General features: G+C 60.7%; 22 protein-coding genes and 1 tRNA gene. 15 read left to right on the top strand and 8 right to left on the bottom strand.

The window, feature by feature from the left end:
• The first annotated feature begins 67 nt into the window (after window positions 1-67).
• The 8 genes from HNQ36_RS05475 (at window position 68) to HNQ36_RS05515 (ending at window position 3,496) form a co-directional block, all read left to right on the top strand.
• Complete coding sequence (locus tag HNQ36_RS05475) at window positions 68-526, top strand: hypothetical protein (protein WP_184082935.1); 459 nt, start codon at window positions 68-70, stop codon at window positions 524-526.
• Window positions 523-723 (top strand): sigma factor-like helix-turn-helix DNA-binding protein, encoded by a 201-nt coding sequence (locus HNQ36_RS05480; protein ID WP_184082936.1) that lies wholly within the window; start codon window positions 523-525, stop codon window positions 721-723. The genes HNQ36_RS05475 and HNQ36_RS05480 overlap by 4 nt, the downstream gene beginning before the upstream one ends.
• Complete coding sequence (locus HNQ36_RS05485) at window positions 723-941, top strand: DUF7706 family protein (RefSeq protein WP_184082937.1); 219 nt, start codon at window positions 723-725, stop codon at window positions 939-941. The genes HNQ36_RS05480 and HNQ36_RS05485 overlap by 1 nt, the downstream gene beginning before the upstream one ends.
• Before the next feature lie 8 nt (window positions 942-949).
• Window positions 950-1,025 (top strand) — tRNA-Gly (locus HNQ36_RS05490).
• A gap of 402 nt (window positions 1,026-1,427) precedes the next feature.
• On the top strand, window positions 1,428-1,682 hold the full coding sequence (locus tag HNQ36_RS05500) for a hypothetical protein (RefSeq protein ID WP_184082939.1): 255 nt from the start codon (window positions 1,428-1,430) through the stop codon (window positions 1,680-1,682).
• Window positions 1,679-1,936, top strand: coding sequence for a hypothetical protein (locus HNQ36_RS05505; RefSeq protein WP_184082940.1), 258 nt, complete (start codon window positions 1,679-1,681; stop codon window positions 1,934-1,936). Before HNQ36_RS05500 ends, HNQ36_RS05505 begins: the two co-directional genes overlap by 4 nt.
• Entirely contained in the window at window positions 1,933-2,337 is a 405-nt protein-coding gene (locus tag HNQ36_RS05510; RefSeq protein ID WP_184082941.1) for a hypothetical protein, read from the top strand. Before HNQ36_RS05505 ends, HNQ36_RS05510 begins: the two co-directional genes overlap by 4 nt.
• On the top strand, window positions 2,276-3,496 hold the full coding sequence (locus tag HNQ36_RS05515; protein WP_347339946.1) for a hypothetical protein: 1,221 nt from the start codon (window positions 2,276-2,278) through the stop codon (window positions 3,494-3,496). The genes HNQ36_RS05510 and HNQ36_RS05515 overlap by 62 nt, the downstream gene beginning before the upstream one ends.
• A gap of 201 nt (window positions 3,497-3,697) precedes the next feature.
• Here HNQ36_RS05515 and HNQ36_RS05520 read toward each other — a convergent pair whose 3' ends face one another.
• The 4 genes from HNQ36_RS05520 to HNQ36_RS05535 all read right to left on the bottom strand — a co-directional run bounded on the left by HNQ36_RS05520 (window position 3,698) and on the right by HNQ36_RS05535 (window position 6,307).
• Window positions 3,698-4,189, bottom strand: a complete 492-nt coding sequence (locus HNQ36_RS05520) for a DUF192 domain-containing protein (RefSeq protein WP_184082942.1) — start codon at window positions 4,187-4,189, stop codon at window positions 3,698-3,700.
• 152 nt (window positions 4,190-4,341) lie between these two features.
• Window positions 4,342-4,977 carry a cold-shock protein gene (locus tag HNQ36_RS05525; RefSeq protein WP_184082943.1) on the bottom strand — a complete coding sequence of 212 codons (636 nt, stop codon included), beginning with the start codon at window positions 4,975-4,977 and terminating at the stop codon, window positions 4,342-4,344.
• A gap of 218 nt (window positions 4,978-5,195) precedes the next feature.
• Window positions 5,196-5,957, bottom strand: a complete 762-nt coding sequence (locus HNQ36_RS05530) for an SIR2 family NAD-dependent protein deacylase (RefSeq protein ID WP_184082944.1) — start codon at window positions 5,955-5,957, stop codon at window positions 5,196-5,198.
• 95 nt (window positions 5,958-6,052) lie between these two features.
• Complete coding sequence (locus tag HNQ36_RS05535; protein ID WP_246395291.1) at window positions 6,053-6,307, bottom strand: hypothetical protein; 255 nt, start codon at window positions 6,305-6,307, stop codon at window positions 6,053-6,055.
• A 466-nt stretch (window positions 6,308-6,773) separates the two neighbouring features.
• Between HNQ36_RS05535 and HNQ36_RS05540 the strand changes: the two genes are divergently transcribed.
• Window positions 6,774-7,223, top strand: coding sequence for a VOC family protein (locus HNQ36_RS05540; protein WP_046826379.1), 450 nt, complete (start codon window positions 6,774-6,776; stop codon window positions 7,221-7,223).
• Window positions 7,224-7,462: 239 nt separating this feature from the next.
• On the opposite strand, the gene HNQ36_RS05545 is transcribed toward HNQ36_RS05540, so the two are convergent.
• The gene (locus HNQ36_RS05545) at window positions 7,463-7,786 is read right to left on the bottom strand and encodes a hypothetical protein (protein ID WP_184082945.1); all 324 of its coding nucleotides are present in this window, start codon (window positions 7,784-7,786) and stop codon (window positions 7,463-7,465) included.
• 182 nt (window positions 7,787-7,968) lie between these two features.
• On the opposite strand from HNQ36_RS05545, the gene HNQ36_RS05550 reads away from it, so the two are divergent.
• The 6 genes from HNQ36_RS05550 (at window position 7,969) to HNQ36_RS05575 (ending at window position 15,767) form a co-directional block, all read left to right on the top strand.
• Window positions 7,969-8,619 carry a MarC family protein gene (locus HNQ36_RS05550; RefSeq protein ID WP_184082946.1) on the top strand — a complete coding sequence of 217 codons (651 nt, stop codon included), beginning with the start codon at window positions 7,969-7,971 and terminating at the stop codon, window positions 8,617-8,619.
• Window positions 8,620-8,818: 199 nt separating this feature from the next.
• Window positions 8,819-9,682, top strand: a complete 864-nt coding sequence (locus tag HNQ36_RS05555; protein WP_184084066.1) for an SGNH/GDSL hydrolase family protein — start codon at window positions 8,819-8,821, stop codon at window positions 9,680-9,682.
• 120 nt (window positions 9,683-9,802) lie between these two features.
• A complete protein-coding gene (locus tag HNQ36_RS05560; RefSeq protein WP_246395293.1) occupies window positions 9,803-10,777 on the top strand; it encodes a cation diffusion facilitator family transporter in 975 nt (324 codons plus the stop codon).
• Window positions 10,778-10,818: 41 nt separating this feature from the next.
• The gene (locus HNQ36_RS05565; protein ID WP_184082947.1) at window positions 10,819-11,190 is read left to right on the top strand and encodes a ferrichrome ABC transporter substrate-binding protein; all 372 of its coding nucleotides are present in this window, start codon (window positions 10,819-10,821) and stop codon (window positions 11,188-11,190) included.
• Window positions 11,191-11,327: 137 nt separating this feature from the next.
• Window positions 11,328-12,512, top strand: a complete 1,185-nt coding sequence (locus HNQ36_RS05570) for an efflux RND transporter periplasmic adaptor subunit (protein ID WP_184082948.1) — start codon at window positions 11,328-11,330, stop codon at window positions 12,510-12,512.
• Window positions 12,513-12,521: 9 nt separating this feature from the next.
• Complete coding sequence (locus HNQ36_RS05575; RefSeq protein WP_184082949.1) at window positions 12,522-15,767, top strand: efflux RND transporter permease subunit; 3,246 nt, start codon at window positions 12,522-12,524, stop codon at window positions 15,765-15,767.
• Window positions 15,768-15,773: 6 nt separating this feature from the next.
• Here HNQ36_RS05575 and HNQ36_RS05580 read toward each other — a convergent pair whose 3' ends face one another.
• Genes HNQ36_RS05580 through HNQ36_RS05590 form a run of 3 tightly spaced genes read right to left on the bottom strand, consistent with a single transcriptional unit; the run spans window position 15,774 to window position 18,197 of the window.
• Entirely contained in the window at window positions 15,774-16,478 is a 705-nt protein-coding gene (locus tag HNQ36_RS05580; RefSeq protein WP_184082950.1) for an ATP-binding cassette domain-containing protein, read from the bottom strand.
• On the bottom strand, window positions 16,471-17,253 hold the full coding sequence (locus tag HNQ36_RS05585) for an ABC transporter ATP-binding protein (protein ID WP_184082951.1): 783 nt from the start codon (window positions 17,251-17,253) through the stop codon (window positions 16,471-16,473). Before HNQ36_RS05585 ends, HNQ36_RS05580 begins: the two co-directional genes overlap by 8 nt.
• On the bottom strand, window positions 17,250-18,197 hold the full coding sequence (locus HNQ36_RS05590; protein WP_184082952.1) for an ABC transporter permease subunit: 948 nt from the start codon (window positions 18,195-18,197) through the stop codon (window positions 17,250-17,252). The genes HNQ36_RS05585 and HNQ36_RS05590 overlap by 4 nt, the downstream gene beginning before the upstream one ends.
• Window position 18,198 lies beyond the last annotated feature (1 nt).

The raw sequence follows: 18,198 nt of genomic DNA on the forward strand, positions 1-18,198 counted from the left end.
TTCTTGCGGATCAAAATAATTTTGATTATCCTCTGAGTCGTTGCAGCTCACTCCATGAGGGAAAACCATGGCGTACAAATACCGTTTCGGGACGAAGGTCCGGGATCAGACCTGGGCACTAGAGAAGCTGGCGGCCTATCGCGCTGGCCGCGGCGAACTTCCGATCTGCGTTCATTGCGATCAGCCAGTCCAGATCGACCAAGCTTGGGATGTCTCGCACGTCACCGTCCCGCGCACCTTCGGCGGCAAGTCCGTCGGCTGCGGCCACCGTAAGTGCAACCAGCAAGACAACACTTCTGTTGTGATCCCGGCTTTCAGCAAAGCCGAGCGGGTCCGCAAGTTCAATTGCGGCATCACCGGTCCCGGCCTCGGCAAGCATCCCATGCAAGGCGGTCGCCGATCGCTCATCAGTAAGACATTCAGCCACGGCGTGCAGCCGCGACTGTCATCGAAACAGCGGCATGAACTTTTCCTGCAGCGCCGCGCGATCGTGCCGATCGAGGACACCGGCGAGGTATCGCCATGAAAGGGCTGACAGCTACGGACGCTGAGCTCGAGCAGCTTCCGCGCAATGCGCAGGACATTCTCTCATTGGCGTGCCTCGGGCTGAATTATCTGAGCATCGCGGCAACTCTGTCAGTTCCGCTCGGCACGGTCCGCAGCCGGTTACATCGTGCTCGCGCCCGCGTCGCCGCGATGCGCGCCGCGCAGGCGGTGCGCTGATGGCGAACGAAACCCGCGTGAAAATCAAACTCGATCTCACCGAGGATCAGGCCGAGGCGCTCGCGCAGATGTGCAAGCGGATGTGTCATTCGCATTTCGTAGAGCTGTCGAGCCGCTTTTCAAAATATCCCGACGGTCGCCTCGAGATCGATCACATGATGGAAGCCGAGGCGGTCCTCGCTCGTGCTCTCCGTGACGAAGGATTTGCACCGCGATGAAAAGTTCTGCGGGGGTAGCTCAACTCTTAGAGCGCCGACGTTCCCTGTCGGAGATGCCGTGCGCAAATCCGGTCCCCCGCTCCACGTCGATCATCCAGGCCGCAGGCGCAGGCCTGCAGCAGGATCCTGAAACGCGCGCGCTCGGCCGTGCCGACGGCGCCGCAGGCCTGCCCTGGCGTTTTTCTGTTGTCGATCTCCTTTCCGGTCAGGTCGACTTGTTCGCGTATGCGTCTGGGTATCTCGAAGGCAAGCGTTTCGGCCCCTAACCACGCGAGGCATCATGCCCCTTATTTGTAGCGGCTGCGGCTGCACGAACGAACAAGCCTGCCCCGGCGGCTGCAGCTGGGTATCTACCAATCCGCCGGTCTGCTCGGCTTGCGTCGAAGGTTCATTCGCTGGCGGTGCCGAGATCGAAGACAGCGAATTCATCTGCCGCGCGGCTCCGATCCCTGCACCGCATAAGCCGCTCTGGACGGACGCGCACTCATGTCATTGCGCAGCCTGTGGCGAAAGGCTCGCCGCGTGAAGCGCGATCGCGTCACATTGAGCCGAGCAGTTCTCGCCGTCACAAATCGGTGCCCGCTGATCACGCGCGCAGCGGTGAAGGCTGAGCACGGCCCGCTCGAGGCGCGACACAAACATTTGGACGAGGCGATTAGCAACGCTGAGGAACTGCTTCGCGAGCTCAAGAACGTTCGCCTGGTCTTGAACCTGGGCAAGAGCAACGGGGACGCTGCATGAAGGGAAGGAAAAACCTCGGCCTGCCGAAACCCTGGGAGCATCCGGCCGTCGTCGGCAAGCACGTCGTCAGCATGACCCGCGACTACGAGGGCGGCGCGACAATCTCGGTCGCGACCTGTCAGTGCGGCTGGTGCAGCCGCGTCGAAGTCGGCCCGGGCTGGGGCCACAAAGAACAAGACGACGCGGTCTTTTTTCACTGGCGCGATGTGATCGACGAGGACGTCGCCGCCAAGCGGAAAAGGAAAGCCGCATGATCGAGGCCGAAACCGACGCCGGCGAATCGTCCGCCCAGTTCGTCACCATTGAAGAATTGCGCCGGCGCGTCAGCCCGAAAATGGGGCTGGGTCGGTTCCGGGCGACGATCAAAGAAGCCGAGGAACGAGGTTTCCCCAGGAAAAGCACAATTTGGGGCGGCTGGTACTGGCCGAAGGTCAAGCACTGGCTGGACAAGGACAACGAGGTCGAGAACCATGAAGTCGTCGCAGGCGCCCAGGACGGGCAGGAAGACTTCGGAGCCGCGGATGCCTCCTCGCGGAAAAAAGCCCGGCCTCAAGCGCGGTCGCCACAACCTGCCGTACTGGTACGCCAACCAGGTGACGCGCGACCCGAAGGGCTTTCCCGACACCTGCATTCCGTTGCCACCGGACGCCAATGACGAGTTGCTCGCGCAGCTCTGTCACGAACACACCGCGCGGCTTCGCGCCCATATCGCCAAGGTCGATGCGGAGACAGCCGAGCCATCGCTGACAAAAACGCGATACGACGGCACAGTCAAAGCCGCCTGCCGGATTTATCAGGAACATCCGCTTTCGAAGTTTCACAAGGTTGGGCACGGCACCCGGAAAACTTACCTCGTGAGCATCAAGCTGCTCGAGTTGACCGTCGGCGCGCGACTGATCCGCAACGTGACGGTACTCGATGTCCAGCATTGGTATGACGAGTGGCGCAAGGGTGCCTTAACGATCGACGAAGATGGCAACAAGGAAATCGGCCCCGAGCGCATTGATCGCGCCCACGATGCCGTTTCGATGTTTAGAACCGTGATCTACTTCATGGCCGCGCTGCGCCACGCCGATTGCAAGGTGCTGGCGTTCGAATTGAAACAGATCAAATTCGAGAAGGGCGGCGCGCGGGAGCAGGAGCTCACCTACCAGCACGTCAGTTCGTTTATCCAGACCGCGATCTCGTTGGGTCAGAAGGGCATCATGCCTTATGACCGCGCGTTGAACATGGCGATCGCGACGGCGGCTCAATTCGAAATGATGGTTCGGCAAAAGGACATCATCGGAGGCTGGGAGCCGACAAGGGCCGATCGGCGGATGCCGGCAGGCATCACGGTGCTGCATCACGAAAGCGAGACATGGACCGGGTTTTTTACCTGGGAGGCCATCGCAGGCTGGCGCTGGCGCATGAAGACGTCAAAGTCGAAGTACAAAGCCGCCGCCGACTTCGACCTGACAAAGTATAGCCTGCTGATGCCGCTGCTCGAGGCGGTGCCGGCCGGGGTCGATCGCACCGGGCCGATCGTCAAAGGCGAGCATGGCCTGCCGGTACGCTATCGGAGCTTCGTCAAGTGGTTTCGCCAGATCGCCGAGGTCGCCGGTATTCCCAGCGACGTCCAGAACATGGACGCGCGCGCCGGCGGTGCGACCGAGGCCGAAGAGGCTGGAGCGGCGCTCGACCAGATCCAGAACGCCCTCACGCACTCGAAATCTTCGACGACGATCCGGTACATCCGCCGTCGAAATAAGAAAATCGCCGACGTGGCCGATATGCGGCAACAGTTCCGCGCATCCGAAAAGCCGAGCAGCTGAAATGGTCGAATTGTCAGAATCGCAAAGCGCGTTTGGCGTCCGATCAGGCCGCCGCGACGATGTCCGTCAGAATCGCAGTGAACGATTCCAATGGGTTGTAGGAGGTTCGAATCCTCGTGCCCCGACCATCTAAATCATTGAATTTTATATAGTTTTACCGGCCACGCCGCGTGCCCGGCAAATGCTCGCTGTGGCGCGGATTCACCGCGTTCCAAACAGCGGATGGGCGACCCGGTCGCCGGCCTGGATCCCGTACTTCCGGGCGGTGCCCCCGATCACCTCAAGCACACCCTTGGCCAGTCCTCCGGACGAAATAATTTTCTCGGAATGCGGTTCGGTGTTTTCCGCGATCCGCAGGATCCGGCCATCGCTCCGGATGAAAATCATGTCGAGCGGGATGAAGGTGTTCTTCATCCACATCGAAACCGGCTGCTCCGGGGAAAAATCGAACAGCATGCCCCGCCCCTCGGGCAGCTCCTTGCGATACATCAGGCCGGTGGCCCGCTCCTGCTCGGTCTTCGCCACCTCAACCGTAAACACATGCACGCCAGATTTGGTGACGATCTCCAGAGGCTGCATCTCGGCGGCGGAGACGTTGCTCACCGCAGCCGCAAGAAATGCGATCGCCGCCGCGAGGACGATCCGGATATTCGTTTTCAGATTTGGGGATTTCGGCAGACGACCAAACAGCATTCGCGAGCAATGTCCTGAACCAATGACCACTGCACCCTAGCGCGGCAATCATGGCAAAGGCCAGACACGGGTCTGGCCTCGTTGGAGGATCACGTGGATGTGGTCGAGACAGACCAGCGCGAAGGCGGCAGTACTGCCGGCGTTGCGTGGTCTCAGTGTGAGGACAGTCCGGGGGCGCCGGTCTCGGGCTGGATCTCAGCCGCCATCATGCCCTTGGAACCGGGCCCGAAGCGGACCAGCACATACTGGCCGGGGCGCAGCTCGGTCATGCCGTACCGGCGAAGAGTTTCCATGTGCACGAAGATATCCGGCGTTCCCTCACCGCAACTGAGGAAGCCGAAGCCGCGAAGCCGGTTGAACCATTTGACCTGAGCCCGCTCCAGCCCGCTCGTCGGGGTAACGCTGACGTGGGTTCGCGGCGGAAGCATCTGCGCCGGATGGATGGCCGTCGATTCGTCCATCGAGACAATGCGGAAGGCCTGATAGCCCTTCTGGCGCTGCACACATTCGCAGACCAGACGCGCGCCTTCATAGGCGGTCTGGTAGCCGTCGCGGCGCAACACCGTGACGTGGAGCAACACATCGGGCGAGCCATTGTCGGGGACGATAAAGCCGTAACCCTTGGAGGCGTCGAACCATTTGATGACGCCGGAAATCTCGACGAGATTGACGGCCGCTCCATCGGCGGCTGCGAAGCTGTCGGCAGCCTCGCCTGGAGCGAACCTGTCGGGTCCAGCCCCCATCAGCGAACCGCCTGCCTTCTTGGACTCAAATGCGTCCGAACCCATGACCCCCGGACCCCAAACAAAATCTGCAGTCAGTCACCGACATGACCAAGTACGTTATGCGACGAAGCTCGCTTCGCATTTCTCGTCGTGACGAATCAAAACTGAGAAACGCGAATCCTTGATTGAACGATAACACTCCGGAACAGGGCTGAAAGACAAAAAAGAAATCAGCAGCGACCTATGAACAGCCTTGAACGATTGCGAATCAATTGGGCTGGTCAATTCCCGACGAACGGTCCGAGTGTTTCGCCGATGTCGTAGCGGATCACCAGATCGGCGATGTCGTCCTGATCGGTCGGTTCGTTGTTGATGATCACGAGCTTAGCGCCGCAGTTCCGCGCCAGCGCCGGAAAACCGGCCGCAGGCCACACCACCAGCGACGATCCGATCGCTAGGAACAGATCACAGTGCTGCGCCAGTTCCGTTGCCCGGCGCATTTCCTCCTCCGGCATTGATTGGCCGAAGGAAATCGTCGCTGACTTTACCGGCTCGCCGCATCTCGTACAGGATGGCGCAATACCTTCCGGATCAAAGCGTTCCTTGACCCAGGCGATCTCGAAACGCGTTCCGCATCCGATGCACCGGGCGTAAGTGGTGTTGCCATGCAATTCGACGACATGTTCGGCGGAAAACCCCGATGCCTGATGCAGGTTGTCGATGTTCTGCGTCACGATCGCGGGCACCTTGCCGGCCTTGTACAGCGAAGCCAGCGCTCGGTGCCCCCGCCCCGGCCGCGCCGTTGCAAGGCTCGACTCCATCGCAAACCGCCGCCGCCAGGATTCGTCCCTCGCCTCCTGACTCGCGACGAATTCATCGAACGGAATCGGCCGGTTACGTGTCCACAAGCCACCCGGCGAACGGAAATCGGGAATTCCGCATTCCGTGGAAATGCCGGCGCCCGTAAACGGCACGATCGTGCGTGCCGCGGCGATCATGTCGCCGAGCATTTCGATTCCGCTGCGAAGATCGGATGCAATCATCTCAAGCGCCTGAATGATGGGTTTGCGCGAAGTATAGCTCAACAAAAATGGGGGCGCGAAGCCCCCATTGGTCATCGATCACAGAGCGTTGCGCCTCAGGCCGCCTTGGTCGCCTGCGGTTTCGGTGCCTCCTGAAGCTGCGGCTTCAAGGCTTCCTTGACGTCCTTCAGGTCCTTTTTCGGCACGATGGTCTTGGCCTTCTTGCCTCCACCGAACGCAGCGAGCTTTTCCATCTCTGCGGCGAGTTCAAGCTGGCGCGTGGCAACCTTCTCGGCCAACTTTTCGCTCGCCTGATCGCGCAGCTTCGCCAGATCGTCGATCGACATCGAATCCAGATCTACTTTTTGCATGGTCGTCTCCGTTGAATGCTCACGGAGGTACCAAGAAGGACCACACCTCGCCAGTTGACGCGGTTTCTTATCCACTGTCATTGGGCTAGTGGCCGCCTGAAAACGTCAGCAACCCGTGAATTTTGGCGAGGAGCCGTCATGACGATTACGGAGATAGGCCAAGCCATACACCGCCAGACGTTGCGGATCGGTCTCTCCGGCGGACGTAAGCGTTTCGATGTAACTGCCGAGACTCTCTCTCGCTTCGCGTAACGCGTCTTCGCTCAAGTTACGCATCATCCCGAATGTATGGATAACCCGGTCAATTACCTCGTTCAAAAAGCGCCCCCATCATCTCGAAGTTGTGAGAGACAACGGCGACGCAGCATAAAAGTTCCGCTCCATCCGACTCCTTTTGCTGCTATTTGATCGCCACTCTCGCTTGACGACATCAAACTCCGGCAATGTCCGAAGAAGGATAAGAACCATGCGTTACCTCCACACCATGCTGCGCGTCCGCAACCTCGACACTGCGCTCAAGTTCTACAGCGACGCGCTCGGCCTGAAGGAAGTCCGCCGCACCGAAAGCGAGAAAGGCCGATTTACGCTGGTGTTTCTGTGCGCCGCCGAAGACGAGCACCTGCTCAAGCAGGTCAAGGGGCGCGGCGCTCCGCTGGTCGAGCTGACCTACAACTGGGATGAAGAAACGTATGGCGAGGATCGCTACTTCGGACATCTCGCCTATGAGGTCGACGATATCTATGCGACATGCGATCGGCTGATGAAGCTCGGCATCACCATCAATCGCCCGCCGCGCGACGGCCAGATGGCATTCATCCGGTCACCCGATCTGCATTCCATCGAGCTTCTGCAGAAGGGCGACGCGCTCGCACCGAAAGAACCCTGGAGCTCAATGCCGAATACCGGACATTGGTGACTTCAGCAGTCGCGTCAGACCGTATTGTTGGAACAAGCGCATCGCTTTCACGTTCTCCATGTCCCTGAGGTTGATATGGAGGCGAAAATGGGACGCGGACTCTTGTTATGGCTGATCGGCGTGCCGATCCCAGTGATCATCCTGCTCTGGCTGTTTTTCGGCCGCTAGCCGCATCATATGAAAGCTCCCGCATCGCGGGGCTTTCATCGTTTCTGCAAGTTGATTCCAGGCACGACCGCTCAGGGTTTTTTGCAATCAGCGGTCGCTTCGACAAGTTTGACGAGCTTGTTGCCCGCAGCCTTGAGTATGCACATCTCGACTTGCTTGCCGGCCGGCACCGGCTTTGCGCAGATGATCTGAGGATTATCGTCGTACACGGCAGTCGAGAATTTGCAGTTCGCCTGACATGACGCGGCATAGCTGAGCGAGTTGGTCAGCAGCACGCTTGCCGATTCCTCGCCCGGCAGGATCGTACAGGTAATCGGGACCGGCTCCGCACACAGCGTAGATGGTAGGCTTCCGATCAGGCCCGTCAGGAAAATCATAACCAGTTTGCGCTGCATGAATCGACCGTCGTTACTCCGGTCGGCAGGGTATCAAGAACGCTCGCCCAAGACGAGCGCTTCATAGACGGTCGCGGTTCGGAGAGACGTTCGACGAATTCGGACCGTCCGTCCGAGTTGCAAATATCCGCGATCTCTGTTCGAAATCGGTGATCGGGCCAGGTGCCGCTGGGACGGACGTCGTGCAAAACATCATCAACGCATTTTTGCTGGTCTATGCCGCGCTGTTTCCAATCGTCAACCCGATCGGAAGCGCGCCGCTCTTCCTGCGCATGACCCGCGGACGCACCACAGCCGAGCGCAGCGTCCTCGCGCAGAGCGTGGCGCGCAACAGTTTCTTCCTTCTGCTCGGCTCGTTGTTTATCGGCTCTCATGTGCTCGAGTTCTTCGGGATCACCCTGCCCGTCGTCCGGGTCGCCGGTGGCCTCGTGGTCGCGGCGTTTGGATGGCGGCTGCTCCACGCCCCTGTAGAGCCGGACCTGAACAACCCAAAGGTCGACACCGGGCCTACGATCGATGCGTTCTATCCGTTGACCATGCCGCTGACGGTCGGACCCGGCTCGATTTCCGTTGCAGTCACGCTGGGAAGCCAACGGCCAATGGCCGCCGACGATCTCACGCATCTGGCAATGCTCGGAGGCGCAGCCGTGGCCGGTCTGGCGGCCATCGCCATCACGATCTTCGTTAGTTATCGCTTCGCCGATCGCATCATTATGTTTCTCGGCGCGCGCGGAACGGATGTCGTGATGCGGCTGTCGGCCTTCATCCTGTTTTGTATCGGCATTCAGATCATCTGGAACGGATTGAGCGCGCTTCTCGGCAAGACCCTCTGAGGACGCATAACGGCACCCCGTTCACACCCTTGTGCATCGCAGCACTCGGAACATGAACTCAACCCGCTGTTTTGTGGGACAATTTTGATTAAGCATGAGTTCCCTACCTCCGAAGGGCGCATTGAATACGGTGGTAAATTTCGTTAGGTGTTGATCGACGCGGACCTTCGATGGCCGCTACGCCAGGGTTCGCTTCTTGATGTTCAGCCCCTCGCCCGGCCGGAAAACGGCTTCGACGATCGCCGCCAGCGTTGGTGCGCTTGCGCTTGGTATCTCGGCGCTTGTCGGATGCCCTACTGCGTCGCGCGCCGAACAGGCGAAGACCAATTCCTCCCTACCGGACGATCTGAACAGCGTTTTCAAGACTCAACCGTGCGTGCAGGCGAAGTCGCTCGCGCAGCTCGATGCTCCGCTCGCGCGCGTCGCCAAACGTCTGGAAGCGCACGATCCCGTCACGATTGTCGCTGTCGGTTCGTCCTCGACCGGTGGTGCAGGCGCCAGCACACCGGCGTTCTCATATCCCAGCCGCCTTGAGCGCGAGTTGCGTCAAAGGTTTCCGGACACACCTGTGACCGTCATCAATCAGGGCATCAACGGCGAAGACGCCAACTCAATGATGGCGCGGATGGACGCGGTTCTCGAGCCCAAGCCCGATCTGGTGATCTGGCAACTCGGCACCAATACCGTGCTTCGCGACGGGAACATCCCGGAGACTGCGAACGTGTTGCAGGCCGGGATCACGCGTATCAAGAAAAGCGGCTCGGACGTTCTGCTGATCGACCCGCAGTTCGCGCCTCGCGTCAATGCCAAGCCCGCGGTCAGCGAAATGGTCGGGCTGATCGCTTATGTCGCGAAGCAGACGCACGTCCCGCTGTTTCGGCGTTACGTGGCCATGCGGCACTGGCATGAAGATCAGGCCATCGCGTTCGACCGATTCATCACCGCGGATGGCCTGCATATGAACGACTGGGGCTACTCCTGCCTCGCCCGCCTGCTTGCCGAAAACATCACGGCCACCGTTGCCCGATCGCGCGCCGTCGCGGGTGTGAAGCCGTTCCAGTAAGACCCCGAGTGCCATCGACGCTCTCTGATTGCTTCCCCACTGTGATAGTATTCGGTTTCCGGATGACGCATATCCCTTGCAGCAACCGGCGCTTCGGGCGCCGCCCTGTATGGGAACCGCATGACGCATTCGCTTCACGCCGCTCACGATCATGCTGATCATCAGCATCACGGCCATGCCCATGGACATGATCACGGGCTCGGCGGACACGTGCACGCGCCTGCGAATTTCGGGATGGCCTTCGCGGTCGGCATCGTGCTCAACACGATCTTCATCGTTATCGAAGCGTTCTACGGCTACATCAGCAACTCGACGGCCCTGATCGCCGACGCCGGACACAACCTCTCCGATGTCCTGGGACTGATCGTCGCCTGGATCGCGGTCATCCTGTCGAAGCGGCCGCCTTCTGAGCGCTACACCTATGGTCTGCGAGGATCCTCGATCCTGGCTGCGCTGTTCAATGCGGTCTTTCTGCTGATCGCTGTCGGCGCGATCGGCTGGCAGGCCGTGCTGCGATTGTTCAATCCCGAACCGGTCGCGGAAATGACCGTCATGATCGTCGCTGCCATCGGGATCGTCATCAACGGATTCACGGCCTTGCTGTTCGCATCCGGCCGCAAGAGCGATCTCAACATCCAGGGCGCCTACCTGCACATGGCGGCTGACGCTGCGGTTTCGGCCGGCGTTGTCATCGCGGCACTGGTGATCATGTTCACCGGGTGGCTGTGGATCGACGCTGTCACAAGCCTTGCGATTGTCGCGGTCATCGTGTGGGGCACATGGGGACTTCTGCGCGACAGCACGGCGATGTCGCTTGGCGCGGTGCCGTCAGCCATCGATCCTGCCGCAGTCCGCCGTTACCTTGAACAGCGTCCGGGCGTGACGGAGGTTTGCGACCTTCATATCTGGCCCATGAGCACAACCGAGGTTGCGCTGACCTGCCATCTGGTCATGCCGTCCGGCCATCCGGGCGATGCCTTCCTCGTGGAGGCGACACATCATTTGAATGAAGATTTCGGTATCCAGCACACAACCATCCAGATCGTGACCAGTCCGGTCACGGCCTGTGCACTGGCACCGGCCGGGACCGTTTAACCGGCCTTGAAAAGGCCTGACAGAAAACCTACTGATAGAACATGACCAGCGGTCTTCAAATCGATGCGAGCCTCGGCTCCGGACGCAATGGACGGCGCCGCCGTCTGTCGCTGGTCCTGGCGTTGATGCTTGGACTGCTGGCATCCCTGATCCATTGCGGAAGCTGCGATCTGGCCTTTGCGGGCTCGAATCCAACGGCGATCGCGATGGATTTCGACGCGGGCACCCCGCCCGATACGCCCGATCAGAAAATGCCCGCGCATTGCGGCCATTGCCTGAACCACGTCACCGGGCAAGCGACCTTTGCCGTGAGTCTCCCGGCTGACATCAGCCACCAGGCACCGCCCATTGGCCGGGAACAGACGCCCCCGTCGCTGGCCGGCCTGCCCCTTTTCAAACCACCCCGCGCCTAAATCCCGAGGCCGAAAGGCCCGCTGGCATGTCCGCAGCCGCGACGGCTGCGCGACAGCCTGTCTGCATCAACTTTGCAGGCACAGCAATTCGTTGAATTGATCGTGGAACGAGCCTGACCGCTCGCGGGATTTTAACAATGACAAGACTTCGATTACGTGTTGCAGGCGGCGCTCTTGGCGCATTCGCGAGCATTTTTCTCACCACCGCACACGCGCATGAAGCTCCAGCGGCGCAAAACAAAGCCGAGCAGCATGAAGAAGCCGGCGTGAAACTCAGCGAACGACAGATCGCAGCCGGAAATTTCGCGATCCGCGAGGCGACCGCCGGCACTTTGAGCAAACGCATCGTCGTGCCGGGCACGATCGTCCCCAGCGGCGAGCATTTCGCCAAGGTCTCCGTGCGATTGCTCGGCACTGTCGCGGAATTGCGCAAACGGCTCGGAGATACCGTCCGCGAGGGCGACGTTCTGGCGATTATCGAAAGCCGTGAGGTTGCCGACGCCAAAAGCGAGTACCTCGCCGCGCGTGTCGCATTTGAGCTTCAGGAAACGCTATTTACTCGCTCGAAGAGTCTTTTCGAGTCCAAGGTCAGCAGCGAGAATGATTTCCTGCGTGCGAAGACCCTGTACGAAGACATGCGGATCAAGTTCGATGTCGCGCGCCAGAAGCTCTTTGCGCTGGGCCTGACCGGTGACCAGATTGCAGCACTGCCCAAGCAACCTGTCGAAAGCCTGAGGCTGCAGGAACTGCGTGCGCCGATGAGCGGCAGGATCGCAGAGCGTCGCGTCGATCTCGGATCGCTGGTGGGCCGCGAAGGTCAGGAAAGCGAACTGTTCGTGATTGTCGACTCGCGCGTGGTGTGGGCCGAGCTGGCGCTGCCCGCGACTGACCTTGCCGTGGTCAGGGAGGGTCAGCAAATCAGCGTCGAGACCGGTTCCGGCGCGGAGCCTCTTCCCGCGACAATCATGTTTGTCAGCCCTTTGCTGGACAAGGACACTCGTCTGGCGCGCGTCGTCGCCTCGGTCGACAATCCTTCTCATATCCTGCGGCCGGGAATGTTCGTCACCGCCCACATTCCGTTCCAGCAGATCAAAGCAGACATCGTGGTGCCGAAAAGCGCCGTGCAGACCGTGGAGGGCCAAAGCGCTGTGTTCGTCCGGACATCGGAAGGCTTCGAGCCCCGCAAGATCGTGACGGGCCGCGAAGACAGCAAATCATTCGAGGTAACGTCCGGCCTCACTCCCGGTGACCGGATCGCAACGGCCAATACCTTCGTCCTGAAGGCCGATCTCGGCCGCGGCGAAGCTGCACACGCGCACTAGGTAATAGTCATGATCAAGCGCATTCTCGATCTATCCATCCAGCATCGCTGGATCGTCGTCCTGCTCAGTCTCGGCTTCGTCGGTCTTGGCGTGTGGTCGCTCGCGCGTCTCCCTGTCGATGCAGTGCCCGACATCACCAACAAGCAGGTGCAAATCAACACCACGGCGCCGGCGCTGTCGCCGGTGGAGATCGAAAAGCAGGTCACATTCCGTATCGAAACCGCGCTGGCCGGCATCGCCGGACTGCAAACCACCCGCTCGCTGTCCCGCAATGGATTTTCGCAGGTCACAGCGATCTTCAGCGAGAAGACCGACATCTATTTCGCACGACAGCAGATCAACGAGCGGTTGATCGACGTGCGCGCCAGCCTGCCGCCCGGGGCCGATCCGAAGATGGGGCCGATCTCCACTGGTCTTGGCGAAATCTACATGTGGACAGTTTCGCTCGGCGCGAAATCCGGCGACGGCAAGTCGGGCTGGCAGGCAGACGGCTCGTTCCTGACAGCCGAAGGCGAACTGCTGAAAACCGATGTCGAGCGCGGCGCATATCTGCGAACAGTGCAGGACTGGATCATCCGGCCCCAGATCAAGACGGTACCGGGTGTGGCGGGTGTCGACGCCATCGGCGGGTTCATCAAGCAGTTTCAGGTGAAACCAGACCCTGCGAAGCTGATCGCACTGGGTCTTTCGTTCAGCGATGTCGTGCGCGCCATCGAGGTGAACAATATCAGCCGTGGGGCCAGCACCATCGACCGCAACGGCGAAGGCATCGCGGTCCGGACCGGCGGCCGTCTGGAAAAGATCGCCGACATCGGCGACGTGACCATCATCACCCGCGGTGCGGTTCCTGTACGGATTCGCGATGTCGCGGACGTGACGATCGGAGGTGAAATCCGAACCGGCAGCGCCAGCCGCGATGGGCATGAGGTGGTCGTCGGAACCGCTCTCATGCTGATCGGAAACAACAGCCGAACGGTCTCCGCCGCGGTCGATGCCAAAATGCAGGACGTCCGCCGCACGCTCCCCGCCGGCGTGATGGTCGAAACAGTTCTCAACCGCACGCAACTTGTCGATGCGACGATCACCACAGTGGCATGGAATCTGGGCGAAGGCGCCCTGCTCGTCATCGCCGTCCTGTTCCTGCTGCTCGGCAACTTCCGCGCAGCATTCATCACGGCGCTCGTCATTCCGCTGGCGATGCTGATGACAGCCTTTGGCATGCTGCAAGGCCGGATCAGCGCGAACCTCATGAGCCTCGGCGCGCTCGATTTCGGCTTGATCGTCGACGGCGCGGTCATCATTACCGAAAATGCGCTGCGTCACCTGGCCGAAAAGCAGACCGCCGCCGGCCGGACACTGTCGCTGCCCGAGCGTCTCGCGGTTGTGAAAACATCAGCCGAAGAGATGATCGCCCCCAGCGTCTACGGTCAGGCGATCATCATCCTGGTTTATGTTCCACTGCTGACGTTCAGCGGCGTCGAAGGAAAAATGTTCGAGCCGATGGCCTTGACGGTCATCCTCGCGCTCGTCTCAGCCTTCGTGCTATCCCTCACCTTCGTTCCTGCGCTGATCGCCATTGCGGTGACAGGCCGGGTCACTGAATCCGACAGCCGGCTCGTGCGCAGCCTTAAGGCGTCTTACGCACCGCTGCTCAAGCGCGCCATCAAACGGCCTGCTCCTGCTGTTGCGACCGGACTGGTCCTGTTCGTCGGAGCCTTGCTGCTGTTTTCCCGGCTCGGTCAGGAATTCATCCCGACGCTGGACGAAAAGAACATCGCCATGCACGCGCTGCGGATTCCCAGCACCAGCCTGGCGCAATCGCAGACGATGCAACTTGACGTCGAGAAAGCTATCAGCGCGTTCCCGCAAGTCTCCTACGTGTTCTCCAAGACCGGCACCGCCGAAGTCGCGTCCGATCCGATGCCGCCCAGTGCATCAGATACCTTCATTATCCTCAAGCCGCAGGACCAATGGCCTGATCCAAAATTGAGCAAGGCTGCGCTGCTTGAGCAAATTGAAGACGCGGTGCGTGAGTTGCCCGGCAACAATTACGAATTCACCCAGCCAATCCAGATGCGCTTCAACGAACTGCTGGCCGGTGTTCGCGGCGATCTCGCCGTGAAGGTTTTCGGCGACGAGTTCGAACCGCTGTTGCGCAGCGCGGGGCAGATTGCAAACATCCTGAAGAAAACCAAGGGCGCAACCGACGTTAAAATCGAACAGGTCAGCGGCCTGTCGGTGCTGGATATCACCGTGGACAAGATGGAGATCGCGCGGCGCGGCCTTAGCCTTGCAGCAGTTCAGGATGTGATCGGCACCGCCATCGGCGGGCGAGCCGCCGGAGCCGTGTTTGAAGGAGATCGCAGCTTCGACATCGTGGTCCGGTTACCGGAGGACATCCGCGGCGATCTTGATGCCCTGAAGAATCTGCCGGTCTCGCTGCCGACGGCAGGCGTCACGCCGTTGACCGTACCGCTGGGTCAACTGGCAACCTTCAAGATCAGCGAAGGCCCCAATCAGATCAGCCGCGAAAACGGCAAGCGGCGGGTCGTCGTCACCGCCAATGTGCGGGACCGTGACATCGCCGCCGTCGTCAATGACGCGCGATCGCAGATCGAGACCGCCGTGACATTACCGGCCGGTTACTGGATGTCATGGGGCGGCCAGTTCGAGAACCTCGCGGCGGCGCGCGCGAAACTCGCGATCGTGGTTCCGGTCTGCTTCGTCCTGATTTTCCTGTTGCTCATGGGGGCACTCGGCACAGCGCGGGATGCACTCATGGTCTTCAGCGCCGTGCCGCTGGCGCTGACCGGCGGCGTTGTCGCGCTGTGGCTGCGGGGAATTCCGTTTTCGGTCTCAGCCGCGGTCGGGTTCATCGCCTTGTCCGGCGTCGCCGTCCTCAACGGGCTAGTGATGCTGACCTACATCAAGCAGTTGATGGCGAAGGGGTACGAGAAGACAGACGCTATCTTTGTCGGTGCCCTCACCCGGCTTCGCCCTGTCGCCATGACAGCGCTGGTCGCGTCGCTCGGGTTTGTCCCGATGGCGCTAGCAACCGGAACCGGAGCAGAAGTTCAAAGGCCAATTGCGACCGTCGTCATCGGCGGCCTCATTAGCGCGACGCTGCTAACGCTCTTTGTATTGCCGGCGCTTTATGCGTGGTTCGGGCGCGCTCCGGTGAGCGAAAGCGCCGCAACAGATACTATCTCTTCGCCAAAGGAGCCGCGAACGGCTATTGAGCCGTCGCGAAGTTAATGACTGCTAGGCCGCGCCGAGATACGCGGCCTTCACTTTCGGATCTGACAACAGCGTCGCACCGGCACCTTCAAATGCGACCTTGCCCGTTTCCAGCACGTAACCGCGGTCGGCAATCTCAAGGGCCGCGCTCGCGTTCTGCTCGACCAGCAACACGGTGACGCCGTTGCTTCGAAGATCGACGATGGCGGCAAGGATCTGATCGACCAGTGTGGGCGACAGACCCAGCGATGGCTCGTCCAGAAGGAGCAACTTCGGTTTACCCATCAAGGCGCGTCCGATCGCAAGCATTTGCTGCTGGCCGCCGGACAATCCTCCCGCCAGAAGCTTCCGCTTCTCGGCCAGAATCGGGAACATCTCGAAAACACGATCGCGGTCGCTGTCGATGTCCTTGTCGCGGCGCATGTAGGCCCCGAGACGCAGATTGTCCTCGACGCTCAGCGGTCCGAAAACCTGACGTCCCTCCGGGGATTGCGTCATGCCGCGCTCCACCCGCCGATGCGGCGGGAGGCGGTCGATACGATCACCCAGAAAGCTGATCTCACCGGCGGTGATCGGCTGCACTCCCGACAGCGCACGGAGCAGCGTGGTCTTTCCCGCGCCATTGGAGCCGATCAGCGCCACGACCTCGCCTGAACGCACGTTGAGGTTGACGCCGTGCAGCACCTCAATACGGCCATAGGCGCTCCGGAGATTGGCGACCTCAAGCACGCGCAGCCTCCTTCGCGCCATGTTTGCCGAGATAGGCTTCAAGCACGGCGGGATTGTCGCGGACCTCACGCGGCTTGCCCTCGGCGATCGGCTTGCCACGATTCAGAACGAGAATTTGGTCTGAAATCTTCATCACCAGCTTCATGTCATGCTCGACAAGAACCACCGCGATGCCCTTGGCGGCAACACGGCGAATGAGCCCATCGATTTCCTCGGTCTCGACTGCGTTGCATCCGGCAGCCGGCTCGTCGAGCAAAAGCACGCGCGGTTCGGCGGCGAGTGCGCGGGCAATCTCAAGGCGCTTGCAGGCTCCATACGACAGCGAACCCGCCGTAACATCGGCGCTACCATGCAAGCCGACATCGTCGAGCAAGGTCAGCGCTGCGTCGCGGGTCTCGCTGTTCTGCCGCGTCACCGACGGCAGCCGGAACATGTCTGCGAGAAGATTGCAGCGCTCGCGCAGATGACGGCCGACCATGACGTTTTCCGCCGCGGTCATGCGCTGGAATATCTGGAGGTTCTGGAACGTACGCGACAGGCCGCGCGCGGCAAGCTTGTCCGGCGTCAATCCCGTGACGTCTTCGCCGGACAGTTCGACCCGCCCTTGATCTTGCGTATATACACCGGAAACGACGTTGAAAAGCGTTGTCTTGCCCGCTCCGTTCGGTCCGATGATGGAGAGAATCTGTCCCGGGCTGACGCTGAAGCTCACGCTATCAATCGCCTTGATGCCTCCGAACGAAATGCCGATGTCCTTGGCTGCAAGGATCGTCATGACTGTGTCCTCTTCGCCAGCACGCGCGACAGCGTCGGGACGATCCCGTCGCGCATGAAGATCATCGACACGATGATGAGGAAGCCGAGCAGCAGATGCTCGTATTCCTGAAAGACGGTGAGAACCTGCGGCAGCGTGATCAGCACCGCTGCGCCCACGATGCTCCCGACGACCGAACCGAGGCCGCCGAGCACCACCATTGTCACCATTTCCACCGAGTGCAGGAAACCCGCCTGATCGGGATTGGTGAAGCCGTTCATCAGCGCGAGCACGGACCCGGCGATCGATGCGTATGCGGCTGCGATGACGAACGCCTGCAGCTTGAAGCGCGCAACGTCGATACCGGCGACCCTGGCCGCGACCTCGCTGTCATGAAGCGCGCGAAAAGCGCGTCCGGTCGGCGTATTGTTCAGGTTGAGAGCGATCCATGTTCCCAGCAGCAGAAGTCCGCCCGAGATCCAGTACCAGGTGTCCGATCCGCTGACGCGCCAGCCGAACAGCACGAGTTTCGCCACAGGCATGCCGTCGGGACCACCGGTCCAACGGCTCTCTGTGGTGATGACCAACGCCACCAGAACGCCGAGGCCAAGCGTGGCGATGGCAAGATAGTGACCCTTCAGCTTGAGGATCGGACGGCCGACGAGATAGGCCAGCACCGACGACAGCACGCAGCCGATCAGAAGCGCAGCCCATGTCGGAATTCCGAGGTGCGCTGGTCCGATAGCGACGGCATAGGCGCCGATTCCGAAAAAGCCGGCATGGCCGAGGCTGACCTGCCCGGCCGATCCCATCAGAATGTTGAGACCGATGGCCGCGAATGCGGACACCCAGACCAGCGACGCCACGCGAAAGTAGTAGCTCGACGGAAATATCAGCGGCAGCGCTGCGACGATTACCGCGAGCACAATCAATGTCAGATAACGATGGCCAATCTTCTGCAACACC

The sequence above is a fragment of the Afipia massiliensis genome (assembly GCF_014203115.1).
GTDB classification, from domain to species: domain Bacteria; phylum Pseudomonadota; class Alphaproteobacteria; order Rhizobiales; family Xanthobacteraceae; genus Afipia; species Afipia massiliensis.